The sequence below is a fragment of the Frigoribacterium sp. 9N genome, assembly GCF_902506305.1.
GTDB lineage: Bacteria > Actinomycetota > Actinomycetes > Actinomycetales > Microbacteriaceae > Frigoribacterium.
Map to the genome: position 1 here is coordinate 993,884 of NZ_LR733392.1, position 24,027 is coordinate 1,017,910.

The following is a 24,027-nucleotide window of genomic DNA, read 5'->3' on the forward strand; positions in this document are numbered from 1 at the left end:
GTAGGCTCGATGCATGCCCGATCGCACCGCGCCTCCTTCTCGTCCCGCCTCCGTGGGCGGCCCCGACGACGGCGCGCAACGCTGGCCGGGCGAGCGTCTCGGGCTGCCCGAGAAGGGGCCGCGCTCCGTGGCCCGACTCGGACGGCGCGTGGCGGGGCTCGCCGTCGACTGGGCGATCGCCTACGCCGTCGCCGCACTCTTCTTCGGCGGTGAGGGCCTGGCCATCACCGGGGTCTTCCTGCTGATGCAGATCCTGTTCCTGGTGCTCTTCGGCGGCACCCTGGGGCACCTCGCCCTGGGCATGCGCCTCGTGCCGATGGCGGGCGGTCGCATCGGCGTCGGCCGGCCGGTCCTGCGGTCGGTGCTGCTCGTGCTCGTCATCCCGGCCGTCGTCTGGGACCTCGACCAGCGCGGGCTGCACGATCGCGTCGCCGGGACGCTGCTCGTCCGCGTCTGAGGCACCCGTCCCGCACGCACGACGGCGCCCCTCCTGGTCGGAGGGGCGCCGTCGTCACGTCACGTCGAGGCGGGGGTCGCCGGGTCAGCGCGGACGGCCCGACCGCACCTTGAAGGGGTCGACACCCTTGGGGATGGGCAGACCGTTCTGGCCGAGGGACTGGAGGCGGTTGCTGACGGCCAGCACCTCGTTGCGGTTGATGGACGACTTGAGCTTGTTCATGCGTCCGGCGAGCTTGTGGAGGGGCACGGAGTCGGCATCGGGGCCGACGTTCAGCACGTGGACCGGCACGTTCGGCAGGATGCGCGTGACCTTGCGACGCTCTTCGTCGACGAGTCGGCGGGTCTGGCCGGCGCCGCCCTCGGCGATGAGCACCACGCCCGGCCGGCCGACCGCGCGGTACACCGCGGCCTGACTGCGCCCCTGGACGGCGACGGGCATCTCGGCGGCACGCCACGCACGACGCAGGCCGCTCTTCATGACGGCACCGACGGCACCCGGCTGCCCCTCGATCTGCGAGTAGGCCGCGCGCTCGGCCTTACGACCCAGCACGATCAGCAGCAGCAGGAACCCGAGCATGACGCCGACGACGATGTAGAGCACCAGCGCGAGCACGTTGCCACCCGTGAGCAGCAGCGCCGCGGCCACGCCGAGCAGCACGGGCACGAAGAACGCCAGCAGCATCATCGGCAGCGCCGTCTTGTCGACGCGGCGGGTCATCTGGAAGACCTGCCACATCTGCTTGAAACGGCCGGGTTCCTTCGGCGGTTTCGGGGACGTGTTCTCGGGAGACGTGCGTCGAGCCATGTGCACCAGGATACGGGGTCGGCGGTCCCGACGAATCCTCCCCAGGGACTCCGGTCCGTCGCCGGTCGACAGGGCTCCCCGGCGCGAGGGCGCCGACGACCACCGGACGACACCATCGCCTCATGACGAACGAGTCGATCGGCCCCTACCGCGTGCTCTCTCGGCGCCTCGACGGCGGGGTGGAGCGCATCCTCGCCGAGGCACCCGACGGCTCACGCGTCGTGCTCAGGAGGCGGGGGTCGCGTCCGACCGGGCGCTCTCCCGTCGCCGAGGCGGTCGCCTTCTCCCGGGCGGACCACGCCCACGTCGCCACCCTCGTCGACGTGGTGACGGACCCGTCCGGCGAGGTCGTGCTCGTCTTCGCGGACGTCGGCGGCGACCCACTCGCCTCGTGGCTGGCCGCCCGCGGTCGACCCGAGACCGGGGAGGTCATCACCCTCGTCGTCCCCGTGCTCGGTGCAGTCCAGCACTTGGCCCGTCGGGGCACGGCCGTCCGTGCCCTGGACGTCGACGACGTCGAGATCGACGCCCGCGGGGCACCCGTCCTGGTCGGCGTCCGTCCTGTGGACGCGGGGTCGGATGCGGGGCCGGACGCCGAGCGCACGTCGCTGCCCGTGGCGGCCGAGTTCGCCCGGGCCCTGGTCGAGCGGGCGGTGCGACCGGCCTCGCGATCCTCGGCGCCGGTCCTGGATTCGACGAGCTTCGAGTCCTTGGTCGAATCGGTCTTCGACCTCGGCGAAGCGGTCCCGCTCTCGAGTGTCGACGCCGTGGTCGAGGGTGACGAGGTCCCCCGGGGCGATCGCGTCGAGTCGGTCGCCGAGGACGAACCCGTCATGCCGGGCTGGCTCGCACTCCTGCCCGAGTCGGAGGCGATCGACCGGGTGATCGCGGGCGTGGCCGACCTCCGCCCACGGCGGCTGGTCGACGCCCTGCGAGCCGTCCGTCGGCGATACCGACTGCTCGCGGCCGCAGGCGTCGTCGTCGCCGGGGTGGCTCTCGTCCTCGGAGCGGCCGCCTCGACACGTGATGACGGTCCACGTCAGGACCGACCGGCCGACGGGGTGGGTCCGGTCGCGCCCGGGTCCGAGTCGTCGGCGCCGGTGAGCCCGTCCGGCGACTCCGCCGACACCCGCACGCCTGCACCCGCTCGGACGGGCGGGGCGGTGACGCCCGGTCAGGTCGAAGCCCTGGTGGGGGGTGACGATGCCGGTGCAGCCGCCGAGGTGCTCCTGCAGGCACGGCTGACGTGCCTGCGCGACGTCACGCCGAGTTGTCTCGACGCCGTCGATCAACCCGGTTCGCCGATCGCCCTCCGGGACGCCGACGTGCTCGACGACCCCTCGCTCGCCGCGGCGGCGATGGTCCCTCTCGAGCTCACGGGACGAGTGTCCCGAACCGGGGGGACGGCGTTGCTCGAGGCGACGGGCCCGCACGGCGAAACGGCCTCGGTCCTCGTGATGAGGACCGAGGCCGGTTGGCGGCTTCGCGACGTGATCGTCGATCGGTGAGGCCGCTCGGGCCTCACGCGGGGGACATCAGATGCCGAGCTTGGACGTGAAGTCCCCGCCCTCGAGGCGCTCCTTGACGGCGACCAGGAAGCGCGCCGCGTCGGCGCCGTCGACGATGCGGTGGTCGTACGACAGGGCCAGGTAGACCATCGACCGGATGGCGATGGACTCCGAACCGTCTGCCTTGATGACCACGGGGCGCTTGACGACGATGCCGGTGCCGAGGATGGCCACCTGCGGAAGGAAGACCACGGGGGTGTCGAACAGGGCGCCGCGCGATCCCGTGTTGGTGACGGTGAAGGTACCACCGGCCAGCTCGTCGGGCTTCAGCTTGTTGTCACGCGTGCGCTGCGCGAGGTCGGCGATCTGGCCGGCGATGCCCGCGAGGTCGAGGTCCGAGGCGTCCTTGATGACCGGCGTCAGCAGGCCGCGCTCCGTGTCGACCGCCATGGCAACGTGCTCGTGGTCGGGGTAGACGATCGAGTCACCGTCGACGGTGGCGTTCAGCTTCGGGTGCGCCTTGAGCGCCTCGGCGGCCGCCAGGGTGAAGAACGGCAGGAAGGACAGCTTGTTGCCGGTCTTCTCGAGGAAGGCACCCTTGTTGGCGTCGCGGAAGGCCGCGACCTTGGTGACGTCGACCTCGACCACGCTGGTGAGTTGGGCCATGGCCTGCATCGACTGGACCGCACGCTCGGCGACGACCTTGCGGAGGCGCGACATCGGAACGGTCGTGCCGCGCAACGGCGACACCTCGATCGGGGCGGGACCGGAGGAGGCCGGCGCCGAGGTCGTCGAGGTCGCGGCCGCTTCGGCGGCGGCGAGGACGTCCTCCTTGCGGATGCGACCGCCGACGCCACTGCCGGACAGGGTCGAGATGTCGACACCCTTCTCGTTCGCCAGCTTGCGGACGAGCGGGGTGACGTAACCGACCGGCGCACCGCTGCTCGGGGCCGGCGTGGCGGGTACCGACGTCTCGGACGAGCCCGTGGCGGGCGACGGCGTCGGTGCCGACGGGGCCGGCTGCTCGCTGCTGGGCCGGGCGGCCTGGGGCTGTGCGGCGGCCGGCTGCTGACCGGCGGCGTCCTGCTGTGCGTCGTCCTGCTGTGCGGCGGGCGCGGGGTCCACCGCGGGGGCGGGCTCGGGCGCGCTGGCGGCTGAGTCCTCACCCGGGGCAGGGGCCGCGGACGACGGGAGCTCGGGCGCCTCGGCCTCCGGCTCGGCGGGTGCCGAGGGTGCCTGCTCCGGCTCTGCGGCGGCTTCCGGTTCGTCCGCCGGCGACTCCGAGGCGCTGCCGTCTCCGATGCGGACGAGGGCCGTGCCCACCTCGACGGTCTCGTCCTCGGCGACGAGGATCTCCTCGATCACGCCGGCGACGGGCGAAGGGATCTCGGTGTCGACCTTGTCGGTCGAGACCTCGAGCAGCGGCTCGTCGACCTCGACGCGGTCACCGACGTTCTTCAACCAGCGGGTGACCGTACCCTCGGTGACACTCTCTCCGAGTGCCGGGAGGTTGACGGATTCGCTCATCTGTGGGGCTCCTTTGACGACATGTGTGTCTGTGGTTGCTGTGGTGGTGGTGCGGGCCCCTGCTGAGCAGGAGCGATGGTGCCAGGGATCTACATCGCGTGCAGCGGTTTGCCCGCGAGGGCCAGCATGGCTTCGCCGAGGGCTTCGTTCTGCGTGGGGTGCGCGTGGATCAGGGGAGCGACGTCCTCCGGGTAGGCCTCCCAGTTGACGGCGAGCTGTGCCTCACCGATCAGTTCGCCGACACGGGCGCCGATCATGTGCACGCCCACGACGGGACCGTCGACGACGCGGACCACCTTGACCGAGCCGCTGGTCCCGATGATGTGGCTCTTGCCGTTGCCCGCGAGGTTGTAGTCGTAGCTGGTGACCTTGTCGGCGCCGTACTGGTCGGCGGCCTTGACCTCGGTCAGGCCGACCGAAGCGACTTCGGGGTCGGAGTAGGTGACCTTGGGGATGTTCACGTCGGAGATCACCTGCGGCTTGAGGCCGGCGATCTCTTCCGCGACGAAGATGCCGTGCTGGAAGCTGCGGTGCGCGAGCTGCAGGCCGGGCACGATGTCGCCCAGGGCGTAGACGCCGGGCACATTCGTCGCGAGACGTTCGTTCGTCAGGACGAAACCGCGGTCCATCGTGATGCCGACCTCTTCGTAGCCGAGACCGGCGGTCGACGGGCCACGGCCGACGGCGACGAGCATGAGGTCGGCGTCGAACGTCTTGCCGTCCTCGAGGGTGACGACGACGCCGTCGTCGTTCTGCTCGACTCCCTGGAACCGGACGCCCAGCGAGAAGGCGATGCCGCGCTTGCGGAACGCGCGCTCGAACTGCTTCGAGATCGACTCCTCCTCGTTGGGGACGAGGTGCGGCAGTGCCTCGACGATGGTCACGTCGACGCCGAAGCTCTTCCAGACGCTGGCGAACTCGACGCCGATGACGCCACCGCCGAGGATGACGACCTTGTTCGGCACGTGGTCGAGCGCGAGGGCGTGCTCGCTGGTGATGACCTTGCCGCCGATCTCGAGACCGGGGAGGCTCCGCGAGTACGAACCCGTCGCGAGCACGACGTTCTTGGCCTTGAGCGTGGTCTCGCCGACCTGGACGGTCGAGGGCGACGTGAGCTTGCCCTCACCCTCGACGGTCGTGATGCCGCGGGCCTTGACGAGCCCCTGGAGACCCTTGTACTTGCTGGCGACGATGCCCTCGCGGTACGAGGTCACGGCGGCGATGTCGATGCCGTGGAAATCGGTGTTGACGCCGTACTTGGCGGATTCGCGCGACACGTCGGCCACCTCGGCCGAGTGCAACAGCGCCTTGGTGGGGATGCAGCCTCGGTGGAGGCACGTGCCCCCGACCTTGTCCTTCTCGACGAGTGCGACGCTCAGGCCCAACTCGCTCGCTCGCAGCGCTGCGGCGTATCCGCCGCTCCCGCCACCGAGCACCACCAGGTCAAAATTCTGTTCCGACACCCAGCAACTCCCTCGTGCGTCCGCGGTGCCCCGACGCCGAGGCGGGGCCGTCGCGGTGGCGACGACGCCCGTCCCCGAACCGACCGCACCGTTCGGCGGCGTCGTCGTGACGCTCGTCGGAGGATGCTCTCGGGGGACCGATCTCAGCGGGTTTCTCCCGCCCCCTCGACCCTACTACGCAGCAGAAAACTTGTCGGCCAGCTCGATCAGGGTACGGACGGTCACGCCCGTCGAGCCCTTGGCCGTGTAGCCGTATCCGCCGCCCTTGTTGTTGGACGGACCGGCGATGTCGAGGTGGGCCCAGGGGATCGGCGTCGTCGTGCCCTCCCGCGAGCCGACGAACTCGTTGAGGAAGACGCCGGCGAGCAGCATGCCTGCGGCCGTGTTGCCCGGGGTCGCGTTCACGAGGTCGGCCACGTCGGAGTTCAGGCGCGCGCGGAGCTCGGAGGCCAGCGGCATGCGCCAGAAGGTCTCTCCGGCCGCGTCGGCGAGCGACACGATCTCGGACGCGAGGTCGTCGTTGCCCATGACGCCGACGTAGCGCATGCCCAGGGCGACGACCTGGGCACCCGTGAGGGTGGCCACGTCGACGATGGCGTCGGGCTGCTCGTCGCTCGCCGCGACCAACCCGTCCGCCATGACCAGGCGGCCCTCGGCGTCGGTGTTCGTCACCTCGACGGTCGTGCCGCCCTTGATGGTGAGGACGTCGTCGGGTCGGATCGCCGTGCCGCTCGGCATGTTCTCGGCGATGCAGAGCCAGGCGGTCAGCCGCACGGGGAGCCGCAGCTTGGCCACGGCCACCGTCACGGCGAGCACCGTGGCGGCCCCGGTCATGTCGTCCTTCATGCCGAGCATGCTCGCGGCGGGCTTGAGGGACAACCCACCCGTGTCGTACGTGATGCCCTTGCCGACCAGGGCGAGGTGCTTGGCGGCTCCGGCGGGGGAGTACTCGACCTTGACGAGTCGGGGACCACGGCTCGAGCCCTGACCGACGCCGAGGATGCCGCCGTACCCGCCGTCACGGAGGCCCTCCTCGTCGAGCACGGTCACCGAGAGGGCGTCGTCCGACGCGTGCGCGACGGCGAAGTCGGCGAGTGCCTGGGGGTACATCTGCTGCGGGGGAGTCGTGGCGAGGTCACGGACGGTGTGCACCGCCTCGGCCACCACGGCGGCACGGTCGAGGACGGATTCCTGGACCTCCGTGGCCGTCGCGAGGGCGATGTCGCGAGCGTGTCGACGGGTGTCGGACGCCGAGGAGTGCCGGAACGCGTCGAACTCGTACGAGGCGATCGCGGCGCCCTCGAGGACGGCCAGTGCGTCGGCGGCGTCGCCCACGGGCAGGGCCAGGACGACCCGGTCGACGGCCGTGAGCTGACGGACGGCCGAGCCGGCGGCGTAGCGGAGGCTCTCGGTCGTGACGGTGTCGCCCAAGCCGACCAGCGCCACGAGGGTGGCGGTGACGCCGGACGCGGGGACCTTGACGAGTTCGTCCCGGGCGCCCGTGACACCGAGGGCGGCGAAGGACTCGGCGAGCCCCGGGACCTCGAGGGTCGGCTCGGGACCGTCGGCCCCCTTCACCACTCCGACGACGAGGACGTCGGCCTCGGCGGTGATCGGATCGGACGGCAGGACGGAGAGGGTGGCGACGGTCATCCATCCATCGTATCCACCGTGGTGTTCGCTCTCGGCACGTGGTCGCGCGCCCTCCTGGCGACGACCGGTGCCTAGCATGGAGACCATGCACGACCCCGCAGCTCTCTACGACTTCACCCCCGACGCCGACGGCGTGCCCGAGGGCCTCCCGCTCGTCGCCGGACTCACCGGGTTCGCCGACGCGGGTTCGGCGGTGAGCCAGCTCGCGGAGTACGTCCTCGACACCCTCGACCACACCCTCGTGGCGACGTTCGACGCCGACGAGCTCCTCGACTACCGGGCCCGTCGCCCGACCTTCACGTTCGACCAGGACCACATCTCCGAGATCGAGCCGTCGACCCTCTCCCTCTACCTCGTCCACGACGACCTGGGTCAGCGGTTCCTCCTCCTGGCGGGCTTCGAACCCGACTTCCAGTGGCAGCGCTTCACCGCGGCCGTCGTGCAGCTCGTCGAGCGCTACCGCGTCTCGACCACGACCTGGGTGCACTCGATCCCGATGCCCGTGCCCCACACCCGTCCCATCGGCGTGACGGTCAGCGGCAACCGGTCCGACCTGGTCGAGGCGATGTCCGTCTGGAAGCCCGTGACCCAGGCCCCCGCCAACGCTCTGCACCTCGTCGAACACCGGCTCGGCGAGACGGGTCACCCCACGGCGGGCTTCGTCCTGCTCGTCCCGCACTACCTGGCCGACACCGAGTTCCCCGACGCCGCCGTGGCGGCACTGTCGAGCATCAGTGCCGCGACGGGTCTGATCTTCCCGACCGACCGCCTCCGCGAAGAGGGTCGTGACTTCATGGTCAAGGTCGACGAGCAGGTCGCCGGCAACCACGAGCTCTCGCGCCTGGTCGCCACGCTCGAGGAACGTCACGACACCTACATGCAGGGAAACCCGCTGCCGTCGCCGTTGACCGACCAGGACGGCCAGGTGCCCACGGCCGACGCACTGGCGGCCGAACTCGAGAAGTTCCTCGCCACCCGGCGGGTCGACGGCGAGGGCGACGACCGCGCCTGACCGGCACCGCACCTCCCGGGTCCGTTCCGATCCGCGGACGCAGGAGGCGCGGGCCGGCGTCCGGCGCCCGGTCGGCTAGGGTCACGGGGTGAACTCCGCACGCGCCTGGCTCGTCTGGGGCGCCGCCGTCTTCGCCTACGTCGTCGCCGTCCTGCAGCGGTCGTCACTTGGCGTCTCGGGCGTCGAGGCCCAGCAGCTCTTCGGCGTCTCCGCCTCCACCCTGTCGACCCTGGCCGTCGTCCAACTCGTCGTCTACGCCGGGCTGCAGATCCCGGTCGGCGTCCTGCTCGACCGGGTGGGGCCCAAGAGGCTCATCGTCGCAGGGGCCGTCATGCTGGCAGCGGGCCAGCTGGTCGTGGCGCTCTCGCCCCCGACGATCGGCGTGGCCGTCGTGGGCCGCGTGCTCGTCGGCGCCGGCGACGCGATGACCTTCATCTCGGTGATCCGTCTGCTGCCCTCGTGGTTCCGTGGTCCGATCCTGCCGCAGGTGTCGCAGTGGACCGGCAACGTCGGACAACTGGGTCAGGTGCTGTCGGCCGTGCCGCTGTCGATCGTCCTGCACGGGGCGGGGTGGGGCCCCGCCTTCCTCAGCGCGGGGGCGTTGTCGGTCGTGGCCGCCGTGGTGGTGCTCATGGTCGTCAAGGAGTCGCCGACCGGTCGCGTCCGCTCCGAGACGGTCGTCAGTTGGGCCGACGCGGGGCGACAGCTCGGACAGAGCGTCCGGCGTCCCGGGACCCGGCTGGGGTTCTGGTCGCACTTCGTGACGCAGTCGTCGGGCACGGTCTTCAGCCTGCTGTGGGGCGTCCCCCTGTTGGTGGGCGGTCTGGGCTTCACGACCGCCGAGGCCTCGGGCATGCTCTCCCTCCTCGTGCTGTCCGGTGTCGTGGCGGGGCCGGTCCTCGGGGTGCTGGTCGCCCGGTACCCGATGCGACGCTCCAACCTGGTCCTCGGCATCGTCACGGTGCTGGCCGTGGTCTGGACGACGCTGCTCGCGTGGCCGGGGATACCCCCGCACTGGCTCGCCTACGTGCTCGTGGTCGTGCTCGGAGTGGGCGGGCCCGGTTCCCTGATCGGCTTCGACTTCGCGCGGACCTTCAACCCGCTTCGCAGCCTCGGCGTGGCCAACGGGGTGGTCAACGTCGGTGGCTTCCTGGCGAGCTTCGTGATGATGTTCCTCATCGGCGTCGTGCTCGATCGACTCGATGCCGCCCGCATCGCCTCGGGCCAGCCGAGCGACCTCTTCGCGTTCGAGTCGTTCCGCATCGCGCTGCTCGTGCAGTACGTGGTGATCGGCGGTGGCGTGGTGGCTCTGCTCGTCGAGCGTCGGCGCACCCGCCGGGGCCTGCGGCTGGAGGAAGGAATAGAGGTGGCGCCGCTCTGGGTTGCCCTCAACAAGAGATGGCATGCCGCACGCACCCGGGCCCGGAGGGGACCGACCGCCTGAGGTCGCCCTTGTCGCTCGGCACCGGTCGGACGTGCAATAATGGGATACGGACCCGTTCATGTCCATCGATCGAGTTACCGCGTCGACGTCGTCGACGCGCATTCGATCGAGGACTTGACATGGGTCCTAGTACTGCCCGAATTCGGCCGACGCCCAGTGCCGGTCGACGTCCCCACCGGCGCACGTGAACGCGACGATCGCGTCCGGTCCGGAACGTACCGAGAACTGAAAGGTGTTCGCATGGCTACACGAAGCAAGGCGACCACGGCCCCCGACGAGGCCGTGACCGACGACACGGCCGTCGAGGCCGAGACCATGGCTCCTCCCGCCAAGAAGGCGCCGGCCAAGAGGGCTCCCGCCAAGAAGGCGGCGACGAAGGCTCCGGCCAAGACCGCCGCGGCCAAGAAGGCCGCCGCAGCCGAACCCGCCGACGACGAGGTCGACGCCGAGGCCGCGGTCGACCCGGCTGCCGCCGACGACGCGGACGGCGAGGGCGCCAAGCCCGTCCCCGAGATCCTCCCCACCGGCGCGCTCGTCATCTCGCAGGACGACGACGACGAGATGCCCGTCTACTCGACGACGATCACGGGTGCGACGGCCGACCCCGTCAAGGACTACCTGAAGCAGATCGGCAAGGTCGCCCTGTTGAACGCGGCCGAAGAGGTCGAGCTCGCCATGCGGATCGAGGCGGGTCTCTTCGCCGACGACAAGCTCGCGAACAGCACCGGCCTGAGCCGCGAGCTCGAGCGTGAGCTGCGCTGGGTGTCGCGCGACGGTCAGCGGGCCAAGAGCCACCTGCTCGGTGCCAACCTCCGACTCGTGGTCAGCCTCGCCAAGCGTTACACGGGCCGTGGCATGCAGTTCCTCGACCTGATCCAAGAGGGAAACCTCGGCCTGATCCGCGCCGTCGAAAAGTTCGACTACACCAAGGGCTTCAAGTTCTCCACCTACGCCACCTGGTGGATCCGTCAGGCCATCACGCGGGCCATGGCGGACCAGGCTCGCACCATCCGCATCCCGGTGCACATGGTCGAGGTCATCAACAAGCTCGCCCGTGTCCAGCGTCAGATGCTGCAAGACCTGGGACGCGAGCCCACGCCCGAAGAGCTCTCGCGTGAACTCGACATGACGCCCGAGAAGGTCGTCGAGGTCCAGAAGTACGGCCGCGAGCCCATCTCGCTCCACACGCCCCTGGGTGAGGACGGCGACAGCGAGTTCGGCGACCTCATCGAGGACACCGAGGCCGTCGTGCCAGCCGACGCCGTCGGGTTCACGATGCTGCAGAAACAGCTCGAATCGCTGCTCGACAGCCTGTCCGAGCGCGAGGCCGGTGTCATCCGCATGCGCTTCGGGCTCGGTGACGGCATGCCGAAGACCCTCGACCAGATCGGTGACACGTTCGGCGTGACGCGCGAGCGCATCCGCCAGATCGAGTCCAAGACGATGGCGAAGCTCCGCCACCCGTCGCGTTCACAGTCGCTCCGCGACTACCTCGAGTAGGCCCGTGCGTTACCTGGTCCCCGTGCTGGCCGGCCGTCTCGTCCGGGCGGTCGCCCGGTTGCGTGGTGGCGGGTCGGCGTACCCGGGGCAGACGGTCCTGAAGCTCGCGCCCGACTTCCTCACCCATGTGTCGTCCCAGTTCGATCGCGGCGTCGTGTTCGTGCTCGGGTCGAACGGCAAGTCGACGACCACGATGATGCTCACCGAGACGCTTCGTGCCCACGGATTGAAGGTGTTCACGAACCCCACGGGTGCCAACCTCCCGCAGGGCATCGCGTCGGCCTTTCTCCGTGAGGTGACGCCCTTCGGTCGCGTCCGTGACGACATCGGGGTGATCGAGGTCGACGAGGCCTTCGCGGTCGAGTTGACGAAGTCCCTGCACCCCTCCACGGTGCTCATGCTCAACGTGCAGGTCGACCAGTTGTACCGGTTCTTCGAGACCGAGCGGGTCGGCACGATGATGACCGACACCGCCGCCGAGGCGACGGTCGCGGTCGTCACGAACCGCGACGACCAGCACCTCGGCCCCTACCAGCCGGTCGGTCGCCAGACGGTGACCCGGTTCGGCGCTTCCTCCGAGGTCGTCTCCGCGTCACCCAACGGCCTGCAGAACGCGCACGACTTCAGCCGTGAGGCCGACTCCTCGTTGACCGCGGAGACCGAGGTGACCGCGCTCACGGGCACAGGTGCCACCATCACGGTCTCGGGCACTCCGATCGACGTCCGGCTGCCGGCCCGTGGTCTCCACTACGCGGTCGACGCGGCAGCGGCGCTCCAGACGGCCTCGGTCGTCCTGGGGCACCCGGTCGACCCGGCCGCCGTCCGGCGGGCGTTCGCGAGCATGAAGCCGGCCTACGGTCGTGGTGAGCGCATGTCCCTCGGCGCCGACGAAGCCGAGTTCATCATGTTCAAGAACGCGGCGAGCCTCCAGATGAACCTCGACGCACTCCCGCAGGGCGTCGAGCAGGTCATGTTGGCCATCGACGAGGGCACGCCCGACATCTCGTGGATCTACGACATCGACTTCTCGCACCTCGACCACGTCGACGTCCTCGCCGGCGCGAAGGCGTGGCAGTTGGCCTTGAGGCTCGAGCACGAGGGCATCCCGGTCCACGTGATCGAAGAAGACATCTCGAAGGCCATCCGTCTGATGCGAGCGCTTCCGTCCCCGAGCGACAAGACCAAGCACTTCGTGACGAACTACGAGCAGATGATGCTGGCCCGTCGCATCCTCGGCCACCCCGACCTGGAGAAGACCGCGTGAGCGACGACGTCCTCCGAATCGTCCACCTCTACCCGGAAGAGCTCGGCGTGAGCGGCGATCGGGGCAACGTGACGTCGCTCTCGGTGCGCGCGCGGCGAGCCGGGGTCGACAGCCGCGTGTTCGAGTACCGCGTGGGCGACGACGTGCCGACCGTGGCCGACGTGGTCGTCGTGGGGCACGGCCCCCTGTCCGGCGTGCGAGCCGTCGCCGCCGATGCTCGCCGCCTCGCGCCGGCGCTCGAGTCGTTCGCGGCGTCCGGTGTGCCGGTCGTGGCGGTGGGGGGCGGTCTCGAGCTCCTCAGCCGCGGCGTCGAGGACGTCGACGGGGCGACGGTCGAGGGTGTCGGCTTCTTCGACGCAGTGGTCCGCCGCGGGGCTCCGCGACGGACGAACTACCTGCAGGTGAGCACTGACTACCAGGGCGACGAGGTCACCCTCTTCGGTTTCGAGGACCACGCCGCTCATCTCGAACTCGGGGCGGAGGCGGAGCCCTTCGGGACCGTCGTCCACGGAGGCGGCAACGGAGACGGTCGCGAGGGCGTCCGACGCGGGGTCTCCTTCGGCACGCAGCTGAAGGGCCCGGTCCTGCCGCTCAACCCCGTCCTCACCGACCGGGTGCTCCGCGTCGCCCTGAGCCGCCGGATGATCTCCTACTCGGCAGGCCCCGGGCACGCGAAGCTCGACGAGTACGCCGCCGCGTCGCAGAAGGTCATCGCCGACAACCTCGAGCGTTCGTTCAAGGCCATGTGACGACGTCGGTCCGCAGACACGACGAAGGCCCCGCATCGATCGGATGCGGGGCCTTCGTCGTACCGCCGGCCCGGGCTGTGGTCCGGGGAGGCGCGGCGTCTCAGTGGGCGAGGAGCTTCGAACTCTCGTCGAGCCACTCGATGGCGGTGGGCTGCAGCTTCTCCTTGAACTTCGCGCCGTGGTGGGCGCAGAAGAGCAGTTCGCCGGTGGCCATGGTCGCGCGGATGTAGGCCTGGGCTCCGCAGCTGTCGCAGCGGTCCGCGGCGCTCAACTGGTAACGGGAGCCGAGCTCGTCGACGGCGGTCTGGTCGGTGGCCATCTGAGTCATGTGATGCTCCTCCTGACGGTGGTGCGGTGGGTGAGACACTCATCAAAACACGCCGACGTCGGTATCGCGTGCCATCGGCACCGGATTTCGCTCATCGCGTAGCGGCGAGGGGCCGGTCGAGTGTCGGGACTGCCGTGTCGGCGGCCCTCGGTAGGCTGTAACGCGGTCACCGCCTCCCCGCATTCCCGTCGTCGAGAGATGGCGGCGGGCCCCTCAGGAGAACAATGCCCCCCACCTCGTCCGCCCCCGCCTCCGACTACTCGGCCCGGCACCTCTCGGTGCTCGAAGGCCTCGAGGCCGTGCGCAAACGCCCCGGCATGTACATCGGGTCGACCGACTCCCGGGGCCTGATGCACTGTCTGTGGGAGATCATCGACAACTCGGTCGACGAGGCGCTGGGCGGGCACGGCGACACCATCGACGTCGTTCTGCACCCCGACGACAGCGTCGAGGTCCGCGACAGCGGACGCGGGGTGCCCGTCGACATCGAACCCAAGACGGGTCTGAGCGGTGTCGAGGTCGTGTTCACGAAGCTCCACGCCGGCGGGAAGTTCGGCGGCGGGTCCTACACGTCGTCCGGCGGCCTCCACGGCGTCGGTGCCTCCGTCGTCAACGCACTGTCCGAGAGGCTCGACGTCGAGGTCGACCGGGGCGGCAAGACGTACGCCATGTCGTTCCGACGCGGTGAACCCGGCACCTTCGAGGACGTCGACGAACCCACCCCCGATTCACCGTTCACCCCCTTCGTGTCCGGCAGCGTGCTCCGAGAAGTGGGCAAGACCAAGCGTGGCGTCACCGGCACCCGGGTGCGTTACTGGGCCGATCGCCAGATCTTCACCCGAGGGGCCTCGTTCCAGACGGATGAGCTGTCGGCCAGGGCCCGGCAGACGGCCTTCCTCATCCCGGGGCTGACGTTGACCCTGCGCGACGAACGCGTGGGTTCCCTCACGGACGGCGGCTTCCCGCTCGAGAGCACCTTCCGCTTCGACGGGGGCATCAGCGAATACGTCGAGTTCCTCGCCCCCGACACCGCCGTGACCGACACGTGGCGTCTGACCGGGTCGGGCACCTACACCGAGACGGTGCCCGTGCTCACCGACGGTGGTGCCATGATCGCCACCGAACTCGAACGCCAGTGCGACGTCGACATCGCCCTGCGCTGGGGCGGGGGGTACGAGACGGTCTTCCGCAGCTACGTCAACATCATCGCGACGCCGAAGGGCGGATCGCACCAGACCGGTTTCGAGGCCGGGCTGCTGAAGTTCGTGCGGCAGCAGGTCGAAGCCAACGCCCGTCGCCTCAAGGTGGGCACCGACAAGATCGAGAAGGACGACGTCCTGGCCGGTCTGACGGCGGTCCTCACGGTGCGCCTGCCCGAGCCACAATTCGAGGGCCAGACGAAAGAGATCCTGGGCACGCCGGCCGTCCGCGCGATCGTCGCGAACGTCGTGGCGAACGAGCTGGGCGCGTTGTTCACGTCGACCCGGCGAGAAGACAAGGCGCAGACCGCCCTCGTGCTCGACAAGGTCGTCGCCGAGATGAAGACCCGCATCGCCGCACGGGCGCACAAAGAGACCCAGCGTCGCAAGAACGCCCTGGAGAACTCGACCCTGCCGGCCAAACTGGTCGACTGCCGGTCGAACGACGTGGCGAACAGCGAGCTGTTCATCGTCGAAGGGGACTCCGCGCTGGGGACGGCCAAGGTCGCCCGGAACAGCGAGTTCCAGGCACTCCTGCCCATTCGCGGCAAGATCCTCAACGTGCAGAAGGCCTCGGTCAGCGACATGCTCTCGAACCTCGAGTGCGCCTCCATCATCCAGGTGCTGGGAGCCGGGTCAGGACGGTCCTTCGATCTCGAGGCGGCCCGCTACGGCAAGGTCATCATCATGAGCGACGCCGACGTGGACGGTGCTCACATCCGGACGCTGCTGCTGACGCTGTTCTTCCGGTACATGAGACCGATGATCGAAGCCGGTCGCGTCTTCGCGGCCGTCCCCCCTCTGCACCGAGTGGTCGTGATGCACCCCGGCAGCAAGCCGAACGAGACGATCTACACGTACTCCGAGAAAGAGCTGCACGGTGTCCTCGCAGGGCTCAAACGCACGAACAAGAAGTTCCAGGACCCCATCCAGCGGTACAAGGGACTCGGCGAGATGGACGCCGAACAGCTCCGCACCACGACGATGGAACGCCAGAACCGCATGCTGCGGCGCGTCAAGGTCGACGACGCCGAGAACGCCGCCCGCGTCTTCGAACTGCTGATGGGCAACGACGTGGCTCCTCGCAAGGAGTTCATCATCGACGGCGCCGGTCTCAGCCGGGACCGCATCGACGTCTGAGTCCTGAGCAGGCCGTCACCGAGAACGAGGACGCCCTGTCTCGACGTCGAGGACGCCGCCTCGGTCGCTCCGTCGAGGAGTCACTCGTCCGGTTCGGCACCTGCCTCGAGGCCGGTGGCCGAATCGGCGATGTGCGCCACCGAGGCGCCGACCGAGCCCACGGGCGCGTCCAGGGGCGTGCCCGATCCGTCACGGCGTGAGAGCTCGGCGGGCAGAGTGCGGACCGAACCGTCCGGCCCGACCGCCTGAGCGGGAGCCGGGCCGACCCAGGCCAGCGACAGGGCGTCCTCGCCCTTCAGCAACGAGTGGGACCGGACGCCGCCCGTGGCACGCCCCTTGCCCGGGTACTCGTCGAACGCGCTGAGCTTGGCACGTCCGGGGTCGGTGCCGGCGATCGTCGAGTTGCTCGACGAGACCGTCGCGACGACGGCCTCGCGACCCGCGGGCACGGCACCGAAGAAGATCACGGTCGCGTCGTCCGGAAGGTTGATGCCGGCCACCCCGCCACCCGCGGGCCCCTGCGGCCGGACGGCGGAGGCGGTGAACCGGAGCAACTGCGTGGCGGACGTGACGAAGACGAGTTCGTCCTCGTCGACCCCTTGGGCGACGCCGACGACCTGGTCGCCCTTCTTCAGCGTGATGACCGGGAAGTCGGGTCGGGCGGGGTACTGGCCGGTCGCGACCCGTTTGACGACCCCGCGGGCCGTGCCGAGCGCGATGCTCCGGTCGGCGGTGAGCGAGACGAGCCCGAGCACGCGCTCCTTCTTGTCGACCACGCCGATGTAGTCCCGGATGGGCACCCCCGCACCCAGCTGGACGGACGTGGGCGGCACGGACGGGAGGTCGACGGGGGTGAACCGGACGAGGCGGCCGAGGTTCGTCACGGCGCCGATCTCGGTCCGCGTCGTCGTGTCGATCGACGAGAGGACGGCATCGTGCTTCGTGCGTCGGGTCGGGGGAGTGGGGGCAGCGGAGTCGGGGTCGAGGTGGTCCACCCGCAGGACGCGGCCCGTCGTCGAAAGGAACACCCGGGTCGGGGTGTCGGCGATCTCGAGCACCGGGGCCGACCTGCTGCCGCGACCGGTCGTCGCGACGCTCGCCTTGGCCTCCGTGAGCAGGGTCCGACGCGGCGTGCCGAACTGCTCGGCGATCTCGCCGAGCTCGCTGGACACGAGGGCCCTGAGGCGGGCGGGGTCGGCCAGCAGGTCCTTGAGGTCGGCGATGGCCGCGAGCAGCTCGTCGCGTTCGGCTTCGAGTTCGATGCGGCTGAACTTGGTGAGACGGCGCAGCTGCAGGTCGAGGATGTACTCGGCCTGGATCTCGCTGAGGTCGAAGACCTCGCGCAGGCGTGCCCGGGCGGCAGGCGTGTCGTCGCTCGTCCGGATCACCTGGATGACCTCGTCGATGTCGAGGATGGCGACGAGGAGGCCCTCGACGAGATGGAGGCGGTCTTCTTTCTTGGCCAGCCGGTAGCGGCTGCGACGCGTGACGACCGAGAGGCGGTGCGCGACGTAGACCTCGAGCATCTCCTTCAGGCCGAGGGTCCGCGGCTGCCCCTCGACCAGGGCGACGTTGTTGATGCTGAAGCCGTCTTCGAGCGGGGTGTAGCGATAGAGCTGCTCGAGGACCGCCTCGGGGCTGAAACCCGTCTTGATGCCGATCACGAGACGGAGACCGTGCTTGTGGTCGGTCAGGTCGGTGACGTCCGTGATGCCGGTGAGCTTCTTCGCCTGCACCCCGTCCTTGATCTTCTCGATCACCTTCTCGGGCCCCACGAGGTACGGCAGCTCGGTGACCACGAGGCCGTTCTTCCGTGCGGTGATGCTCTCGACGCCGACCCGCGCCCGGGTCTTGAAGCTGCCCCGACCCGTGGCGTAGGCGTCGCGGACCCCGGCCAGCCCGGCGATCGTGCCGCCGGTCGGCAGGTCGGGACCCGGCACGAAAGCCATCAGGTCGTCCAGGCTGGCGTCGGGGTGGTCGATCAGGTGCCGGGCGGCACCGACGACCTCGACGAGGTTGTGGGGCGCCATGTTGGTCGCCATGCCCACCGCGATGCCGCTCGCACCGTTCACGAGCAGGTTCGGGAAGGCCGCCGGAAGCACCTCGGGCTGCATCAACTGGTTGTCGTAGTTGGGGACGAAGTCGACGACGTCCTCGCCGAGTCCCTGGGTCATGGCCAACGACGCCTCGGCGAGACGAGCCTCGGTGTACCGCGGTGCGGCGGGCCCGTCGTCGAGCGAGCCGAAGTTGCCGTGCCCGTCGATGAGCGGCACCCGCATGGTGAAGGGTTGCGCCTGACGGACCATGGCGTCGTAGATCGCGGTGTCGCCGTGCGGGTGGAGTTTGCCCATGACCTCACCGACGACGCGCGCGCTCTTGACGTGGCCCCTGTCGGGCCGGAGGCCCATCTCCGACATCTGGTAGAGGATGCGACGCTGGACGGGCTTGAGGCCGTCCCGGGCGTCGGGCAGCGCTCGGGAGTAGATGACCGAGTACGCGTACTCGAGGAACGACCCCTGCATCTCGAGCGAGACGTCGATGTCCTCGATGCGTTCGCCGTGGTCGGAGCTGCTCGTGTTCTCGGTGGTGGTCATGCACTTCTCACGGATCGGGGTGGACGGGGCACCCGATCGTCGCTGTGCCAGACTGGGGCCGGTGTCCTCCATCGTACCGGCGCGCCCCCGTGGGGCCGTGAGCCTGGCCGACGTGGTGCCCTCGACTCTCGCGTCCCTGCGGGGCGAACCGAACGCGCTCCGCCTGCCCGCCGCGCGGGCCGCGGTGGTCGTCCTGGTGGACGGTCTCGGCCAGGCGGCCCTCGGCGCCCGTCGGGGCCACGCCCGGACGTTGTCGGGGGTGAAGGGCAGCCTGTGGTCCGGGTGGCCCACGACCACCGCCGCGGCGCTCACGACGCTGACGACCGGGGCACTCCCCGGCGAGCACGGCCTCGTCGGCTACTCGGCTCTCGACCCCGAGAACGATCGAGTGGTGAAGCAGCTCTCGGGGTGGGACGATCGCATGCGGCCCGACGAGTGGCAGCGGCGTCCCACGCTGTTCGAGACGGCCACCGACGTGGAGTCCCACGCCGTCGGCCCCAAGCGCTACCGCTCGTCCGGCCTGACCGAGGCCATCCTCCGGGGCGCCACCTACGACGTGGCGGAGAGCGTGGCCGACCGCTTCGAGACCGCGGCGATGCTCGTCGACTCGACCCGCGCCTCCTTGGTGTACCTCTACGTCCCCGAGCTCGACATGATCGCTCACCGTGCCGGCTGGGAATCGGACGAATGGATCGATGCCCTCGAAGGCGTCGACGGCGAGGTCCGGAGGCTGGAGGCCTCGGTCGCGCCCGACGTCGGGGTGATCGTCACGGCCGACCACGGCATCGTCGACGTGGCCGAACGGAGGCGCATCGTCTTCGGGGGCATGCCCGCCCTGGTCGACGGGGTGAGGCACGTGGCGGGGGAGCCCCGCTGCCTGCAACTGCACCTCGAGCCCGATGCCGACGAGGGCCGCCGGGATGCGGTGCTCGACGCGTGGCGAGCAGCCGAAGGCGACCGAGCCTGGGTGTTGTCCCGGTCGGAGGCCGTCGACGCCGGTTGGTTCGGGGCCGTGGACCCGGCGGTCCTGCCCCGCATCGGCGACGTGATCGTCGCCGCCCGGCGGGGCGTCGCCTACTACGACGGACGAGATCGCGGTGGTGCTCCGGGAACCATGGTCGGTCACCACGGATCGTGGTCCGACGACGAGACGCTCGTGCCCCTGAGGACGTTCGGCGCCTACCGGCGGTGATCGTGGCCGCCGGGGCGGGCCGGGAAGGTCAGGCGGGGTCGTCGTCCGTGCGCGCTCCGAAGACGATCTCGTCCCAGCTCGGCATCGAGGTGCGCCCCCGCGCCTTCTTCGTCGACTGGGCCGCGCTGGGCATCTCGCGTCGGCCAGCACGTCCCCGGCTGCCCCGGATGCCCGTGGGTTGGACCGGTGCGTCACCCGCCGGGGCGTCACCTCGGGTCGACCGGTCGGGCAGCACGGGTGTGGGTTTGGTGGCCCCTTCGGGCAGGCCGAAGTCGTCCAGGGGGACGTCGATCACGCGGATCGCCCCGGTGGCCTGGTGGTCCGGGCGCCCGTCGTCGTCGGAGAACCGGGCGGCCTCGCGTTCTCCGCGTCGGCGTCTCAGCGCCTCGAGGAGGTCCGCGGTCTGGTCGTGCCCGCTCTCGTCGTCGGGTGACCGGTTGGCGGCGGCGAAGGAGGCGGTGCTACGGACGCCGGGACGCAACCGGTCGGTCGCGGTCTCGGCCGGCAGTTCGACCGCGTCGGCCTGCTCGACCAGGAAGGCGCCGCTGTCGAAACGGCCCGAGGTGTCGTCGTGGCGCGGCTCACGGGAGACGGCGCGGAGACGAGGGACGAGTGGACCGACGTCCTCGCCGTGCTGCGAGAGGCGGTGGGCGTCGCCGCCGAGGGGGGCGAGGACCGACTTCTTCGGATCGAAGCGCCACGTCGCGTCGCGCTCGACCTCGTGCGTGACGAAGGCCAGGTGGACCACCCAGCCGTGCTCGGCGTCCTTGTAGGCGCTCCAGTCGCGCTGGGAGGTCTCGGCACCGTCCAGTCGCTCGTCGATGACGGCTCCGAATGTGGTCGCCTGCACACCGGACGCCGCGTCGTCGTCGACGGACACCGGGACGGCCCTGGCGCTCTCGAGCACGAAGGCGCGCTCGGCGAGGACCGGCCCTTCGAACCGGTGCACGTAGTCGAGGTCGGCGCCGGTCAGGTCGGACACCTGCTGAGGGGTCTTGCCCGCCCGGACCAGGGCCTGGATCTCACGGGGCGGTGCCTTGCGTTCGACCGGGGCGTCACCGGGGCTGGCCGCCCTCAGCTGGGAGTGGAGGGTGTGGGTGACGGGAAGGCGGTACTCGCCACCGGCGTCGGTGGCGACGAGCAGAGCTCCGCTCTGGACGCCTATGACCCTGAGATCCTGCATTTTCCACGCCTTTCACCGTCGTGATCCGGTGCCAAGAGTCGCACGTCGGCGGCCGTTCTCACGGGAATACGACGGGCGTGCCGTCAGTTCTTCCGAGGCGGCTGAAAGGCCGTGGGAACTGGTTTGCTATTCGACAACGAGTGATGCAAACTGCACCCGCCGAATCGGGCACACGAATCACCGAAGAACTGGATGGGCATGGCCACCGACTACGACGCACCTCGCAAGAACGACGACGACGGCTCGGAGTCGATCGAGGGGCTCAAAGAAAGGGTCCCCGACAAGATGACCGGCGTCGTCGACGACGACGCCGACAACCCGGGCTCGTTCGAGCTCGCCGGGCAGGACCTCTCGGACCTCGACCTCGACGTCGTCGTCCTCCCCCCGCAGGTCGACGAGTTCACCTGTGTCGAGTGCTTCCTGGTCAAGCACCGTTCGCAGCTCGACCACGAGACCAAGCTGGGCGCTATCTGCCGGGAGTGCGCCGCCTGATCGCCTCCAACCGTCGCACGACCTCGTCGGGTCGACGGGTCGACACCAACCAATAGGGCGCCGGGTCGTCGAGGTCCGTCAACGAGATCTTGACCACCGGTCGCACCCACCCCCGGAAGAGGGTCCAGGCTCGCGCGTCGAGCCGGGGCCCTCTTTCTCGTGTCGCGTCGGCGCCGGTGAAGCCCTCGGCGTCACCGATCTCGTGGGCGAACAGACGGGCCCGCCCCGCGGTGAAGCCATCGTCGTCGATCGTCAGCACGGGCGAGGTCAGGACGAGCAGGACGACGGCGGCCGCGTAGAACACGACGGCCATCACCACGCCGACCGTCGAGTTGATCGGCAGGAAGACCAGGAGGGTGGCGGGGACGAGGAGCGCGCAGGCCACGAAGACGGAGAGCGGCGGGAGCAGGCGCTCACGGTAGGGGTTCATGACGTCCATTCGACCAGACTTCTGCACTACCCTCGACACGTGATCCAGACCCTCGACGTCCTCATCGCCGCCGAGGCGATGTCGGTGCCCGTGTATTCCCACCCGGGCGACGCCGGCGCCGACCTGGTCTCGACCGAGGACCTCGTGCTGAGGCCCGGCCACCGCGCCCTGGTCGGCACGGGCGTCTCCATCGCCCTTCCCGAGGGTTTCGCCGCGTTCGTCATGCCCCGCAGCGGCCTCGCCGCCAAGCACGGCATCACCGTCGTGAACGCCCCGGGCACCGTCGACGCGGGGTACCGCGGAGAGATCAAGGTCTCGCTGCTCAACACCGACCTCGAGGCCGAGCACCACGTCGCCGTCGGTGACAAGATCGCCCAGCTCGTCATCATGCCGGTCGTCCGCGCGACCTTCGTCCCCGTCGCGACGCTCCCCGAGAGCGTCCGAGGGGTCGACGGTCACGGATCCACCGGATACGCACACAACCCAGGAGGCACCGCGTGAGGAAGTCCAAACGCCGCGAGCAAGAACTGGCCGCAGTCGAGATCGACGTCGAGTCGGCCGACGTCGCCGACGTCGAGATCGACATCGAGTCCCTCGACGACGCCGAGGTCGAGGTGTTCGACGACTCCAAGTCGGCACCCGCGGACCGCTCCGAGGTGGGCCCGCTGGACGAGACCGAGGCCAACCCCGTCCGCCCGTACGTCGATCTCGGTGGCGTCAAGATCCTGCCCCGCGAAGGGCTCCACCTCCGACTCGAAGTCGAAGAGGGAAGCAAGAGGGTCGTCGCCGTCGGCCTCGACTTCGCCAAGTCGACGCTGCAGGTGCAGCCGTTCGCGGCGCCCCGCACGACGGGACTCTGGAACGAGATCCGAGGTCAGATCAGCGAGCAGATCGAGAAGCAGGGCGGCACGACGGCCGAGGTCGAGGGGCCCTTCGGTCCCGAGGTCCGCGCCGAGATCCCGGTGATGGGCGGTGACCCCGGCACGACCCGGCGAGCACGCTTCATCGGCGTCGACGGGCCCCGCTGGTTCCTCCGCGGCGTGATCGCGGGCGACGCGGCTCACGAAGGCGACGCTGCCGAGAAGATCGAAGAACTCTTCCGCAGCATCGTCGTGGTCCGCGGGACGACCCCGATGCCTCCGCGCGAGCTGATCCCGCTGTCGATGCCGAAGGCCGGCCCGACCGACGCCCCGGGCACCACGCCCTCGGTCGTCTGACCCGACGTGTCCGCGTCCGACGACCGGCCCGATCCGGCTGATCCGTCGCCGCTCGACGACCCCCGGGTGTCGCTCGCGGCCCAGTTGCAAGCCGCCGCCCGACGGGCCGGCATCGGCCAGGTCGCCCCCGGCGAGGTCCCGACGGCGTCGGCGCTGCTCACCGCCATCGGCGGGGTGCGGGGGCTCGTCGAGTCCATCGTCCCCGGGCTCGGCTTCGTGGTCGTCTACACGATCACGCAGGACGTCGTCCCGTCGGTCCTCATCCCGCTGGTCCTGGCCGTGGCGTTCGTCGTCGCACGCGCGGTCCAGCGCGGTCCGGTCGCCCAGGCCCTCGCGGGTGTCTTCGGCATCGCCCTCTCCGCGGGGATCGCCTTGCTCTCCGGCCGTGCCGAGAACAACTTCGTGCCCGGCCTCCTGATCAACGCCGCGTCGCTCGCCGCGATGCTCGTCAGCATCGCCGTGCGCTGGCCGCTCATCGGCATCGTGGTCGGACTCCTCACGAACGACGGCACGGGCTGGCGGGGGGACCGGGCGAAACGACGCGTCCTCGTCCTGGCCACCTGGTTGTGGGCCGGACTGTTCGCCGCCCGCCTCGCCGTCCAGGTGCCGCTGTGGCTGGCCGGGGACGTCGCTCTCCTCGGGACGCTCAAGCTCGTCATGGGCGTGCCCCTCTACGCGGGGTTGCTCTGGGTGACCTGGCTCCTCGTGCGGACGGTCTACCGCGGACGCGAGGCGGCGGACGACGCGCGGGGCCCCTCGGCCTGACCCGCGCCTCCTGGTGCTATGTTTTGTCTCGACATCGAGACAAATCGCTGGGATCGGCCCCGGGGACACCCCGCGGACTTAGGCTGACCTCGCTGGTGGGCGT

General features: G+C 70.1%; 21 protein-coding genes. 13 read left to right on the forward strand and 8 right to left on the reverse strand.

Features of this window, described 5'->3' with window-relative positions; translation table 11 throughout:
• Nucleotides 1–13 precede the first annotated feature (13 nt).
• Entirely contained in the window at nucleotides 14–457 is a 444-nt protein-coding gene (locus ARTHRO9V_RS07710) for an RDD family protein (RefSeq protein WP_123570140.1), read from the forward strand.
• A gap of 84 nt (nucleotides 458–541) precedes the next feature.
• Here ARTHRO9V_RS07710 and ARTHRO9V_RS07715 read toward each other — a convergent pair whose 3' ends face one another.
• A complete protein-coding gene (locus ARTHRO9V_RS07715) occupies nucleotides 542–1,264 on the reverse strand; it encodes a DUF4191 domain-containing protein (protein WP_056045492.1) in 723 nt (240 codons plus the stop codon).
• Between the two features lie 122 nt (nucleotides 1,265–1,386).
• Between ARTHRO9V_RS07715 and ARTHRO9V_RS07720 the strand changes: the two genes are divergently transcribed.
• Nucleotides 1,387–2,772: a hypothetical protein gene (locus ARTHRO9V_RS07720; RefSeq protein WP_159826510.1), complete on the forward strand. Its 1,386-nt coding sequence runs from the start codon at nucleotides 1,387–1,389 to the stop codon at nucleotides 2,770–2,772.
• Between the two features lie 27 nt (nucleotides 2,773–2,799).
• Here ARTHRO9V_RS07720 and sucB read toward each other — a convergent pair whose 3' ends face one another.
• The 3 genes from sucB to ARTHRO9V_RS07735 form a co-directional block, all read right to left on the reverse strand.
• Complete coding sequence (gene sucB / locus ARTHRO9V_RS07725; protein ID WP_159826511.1) at nucleotides 2,800–4,299, reverse strand: 2-oxoglutarate dehydrogenase, E2 component, dihydrolipoamide succinyltransferase; 1,500 nt, start codon at nucleotides 4,297–4,299, stop codon at nucleotides 2,800–2,802.
• Between the two features lie 89 nt (nucleotides 4,300–4,388).
• On the reverse strand, nucleotides 4,389–5,762 hold the full coding sequence (gene lpdA, locus ARTHRO9V_RS07730) for a dihydrolipoyl dehydrogenase (protein WP_159826512.1): 1,374 nt from the start codon (nucleotides 5,760–5,762) through the stop codon (nucleotides 4,389–4,391).
• A gap of 174 nt (nucleotides 5,763–5,936) precedes the next feature.
• Complete coding sequence (locus ARTHRO9V_RS07735) at nucleotides 5,937–7,415, reverse strand: leucyl aminopeptidase (protein WP_159826513.1); 1,479 nt, start codon at nucleotides 7,413–7,415, stop codon at nucleotides 5,937–5,939.
• A gap of 85 nt (nucleotides 7,416–7,500) precedes the next feature.
• On the opposite strand from ARTHRO9V_RS07735, the gene ARTHRO9V_RS07740 reads away from it, so the two are divergent.
• From ARTHRO9V_RS07740 to ARTHRO9V_RS07760, 5 genes are all read left to right on the forward strand, one after another.
• The gene (locus ARTHRO9V_RS07740) at nucleotides 7,501–8,427 is read left to right on the forward strand and encodes a proteasome assembly chaperone family protein (protein ID WP_056047489.1); all 927 of its coding nucleotides are present in this window, start codon (nucleotides 7,501–7,503) and stop codon (nucleotides 8,425–8,427) included.
• A gap of 88 nt (nucleotides 8,428–8,515) precedes the next feature.
• Nucleotides 8,516–9,871, forward strand: a complete 1,356-nt coding sequence (locus ARTHRO9V_RS07745; RefSeq protein ID WP_159826515.1) for a nitrate/nitrite transporter — start codon at nucleotides 8,516–8,518, stop codon at nucleotides 9,869–9,871.
• Between the two features lie 240 nt (nucleotides 9,872–10,111).
• Nucleotides 10,112–11,371 (forward strand): RNA polymerase sigma factor, encoded by a 1,260-nt coding sequence (locus ARTHRO9V_RS07750; RefSeq protein ID WP_123570782.1) that lies wholly within the window; start codon nucleotides 10,112–10,114, stop codon nucleotides 11,369–11,371.
• A gap of 4 nt (nucleotides 11,372–11,375) precedes the next feature.
• On the forward strand, nucleotides 11,376–12,635 hold the full coding sequence (locus tag ARTHRO9V_RS07755; RefSeq protein ID WP_123570134.1) for a MurT ligase domain-containing protein: 1,260 nt from the start codon (nucleotides 11,376–11,378) through the stop codon (nucleotides 12,633–12,635).
• A complete protein-coding gene (locus ARTHRO9V_RS07760; RefSeq protein WP_159826516.1) occupies nucleotides 12,632–13,384 on the forward strand; it encodes a hypothetical protein in 753 nt (250 codons plus the stop codon). Before ARTHRO9V_RS07755 ends, ARTHRO9V_RS07760 begins: the two co-directional genes overlap by 4 nt.
• A gap of 100 nt (nucleotides 13,385–13,484) precedes the next feature.
• Here the strand turns inward: ARTHRO9V_RS07760 and ARTHRO9V_RS07765 are convergent, their stop codons facing one another.
• Complete coding sequence (locus ARTHRO9V_RS07765; protein ID WP_043592677.1) at nucleotides 13,485–13,712, reverse strand: hypothetical protein; 228 nt, start codon at nucleotides 13,710–13,712, stop codon at nucleotides 13,485–13,487.
• A gap of 224 nt (nucleotides 13,713–13,936) precedes the next feature.
• Between ARTHRO9V_RS07765 and ARTHRO9V_RS07770 the strand changes: the two genes are divergently transcribed.
• Entirely contained in the window at nucleotides 13,937–16,051 is a 2,115-nt protein-coding gene (locus tag ARTHRO9V_RS07770) for a type IIA DNA topoisomerase subunit B (RefSeq protein WP_056045466.1), read from the forward strand.
• An 80-nt stretch (nucleotides 16,052–16,131) separates the two neighbouring features.
• Here the strand turns inward: ARTHRO9V_RS07770 and ARTHRO9V_RS07775 are convergent, their stop codons facing one another.
• Complete coding sequence (locus ARTHRO9V_RS07775) at nucleotides 16,132–18,645, reverse strand: DNA topoisomerase (ATP-hydrolyzing) subunit A (RefSeq protein WP_159826517.1); 2,514 nt, start codon at nucleotides 18,643–18,645, stop codon at nucleotides 16,132–16,134.
• A gap of 61 nt (nucleotides 18,646–18,706) precedes the next feature.
• Between ARTHRO9V_RS07775 and ARTHRO9V_RS07780 the strand changes: the two genes are divergently transcribed.
• Nucleotides 18,707–19,837 (forward strand): alkaline phosphatase family protein, encoded by a 1,131-nt coding sequence (locus tag ARTHRO9V_RS07780; protein ID WP_123570130.1) that lies wholly within the window; start codon nucleotides 18,707–18,709, stop codon nucleotides 19,835–19,837.
• Between the two features lie 28 nt (nucleotides 19,838–19,865).
• On the opposite strand, the gene sepH is transcribed toward ARTHRO9V_RS07780, so the two are convergent.
• A complete protein-coding gene (gene sepH, locus ARTHRO9V_RS07785; protein WP_159826518.1) occupies nucleotides 19,866–21,020 on the reverse strand; it encodes a septation protein SepH in 1,155 nt (384 codons plus the stop codon).
• 198 nt (nucleotides 21,021–21,218) lie between these two features.
• Between sepH and ARTHRO9V_RS07790 the strand changes: the two genes are divergently transcribed.
• Nucleotides 21,219–21,512 (forward strand): DUF4193 domain-containing protein, encoded by a 294-nt coding sequence (locus tag ARTHRO9V_RS07790; protein WP_043592858.1) that lies wholly within the window; start codon nucleotides 21,219–21,221, stop codon nucleotides 21,510–21,512.
• On the opposite strand, the gene ARTHRO9V_RS07795 is transcribed toward ARTHRO9V_RS07790, so the two are convergent.
• Nucleotides 21,487–21,951, reverse strand: coding sequence for a DUF3093 domain-containing protein (locus ARTHRO9V_RS07795; RefSeq protein ID WP_233568327.1), 465 nt, complete (start codon nucleotides 21,949–21,951; stop codon nucleotides 21,487–21,489). The genes ARTHRO9V_RS07790 and ARTHRO9V_RS07795 overlap by 26 nt on opposite strands.
• Before the next feature lie 30 nt (nucleotides 21,952–21,981).
• Here ARTHRO9V_RS07795 and dut point away from each other — a divergent pair, with 30 nt between their 5' ends.
• The 3 genes from dut to ARTHRO9V_RS07810 all read left to right on the forward strand — a co-directional run bounded on the left by dut (nucleotide 21,982) and on the right by ARTHRO9V_RS07810 (nucleotide 23,924).
• The gene (gene dut / locus ARTHRO9V_RS07800) at nucleotides 21,982–22,443 is read left to right on the forward strand and encodes a dUTP diphosphatase (RefSeq protein ID WP_173150895.1); all 462 of its coding nucleotides are present in this window, start codon (nucleotides 21,982–21,984) and stop codon (nucleotides 22,441–22,443) included.
• 77 nt (nucleotides 22,444–22,520) lie between these two features.
• Nucleotides 22,521–23,159 (forward strand): DUF3710 domain-containing protein, encoded by a 639-nt coding sequence (locus tag ARTHRO9V_RS07805; protein WP_123570779.1) that lies wholly within the window; start codon nucleotides 22,521–22,523, stop codon nucleotides 23,157–23,159.
• A 6-nt stretch (nucleotides 23,160–23,165) separates the two neighbouring features.
• Nucleotides 23,166–23,924: a DUF3159 domain-containing protein gene (locus ARTHRO9V_RS07810; RefSeq protein WP_056045452.1), complete on the forward strand. Its 759-nt coding sequence runs from the start codon at nucleotides 23,166–23,168 to the stop codon at nucleotides 23,922–23,924.
• Nucleotides 23,925–24,027: the final 103 nt, after the last annotated feature.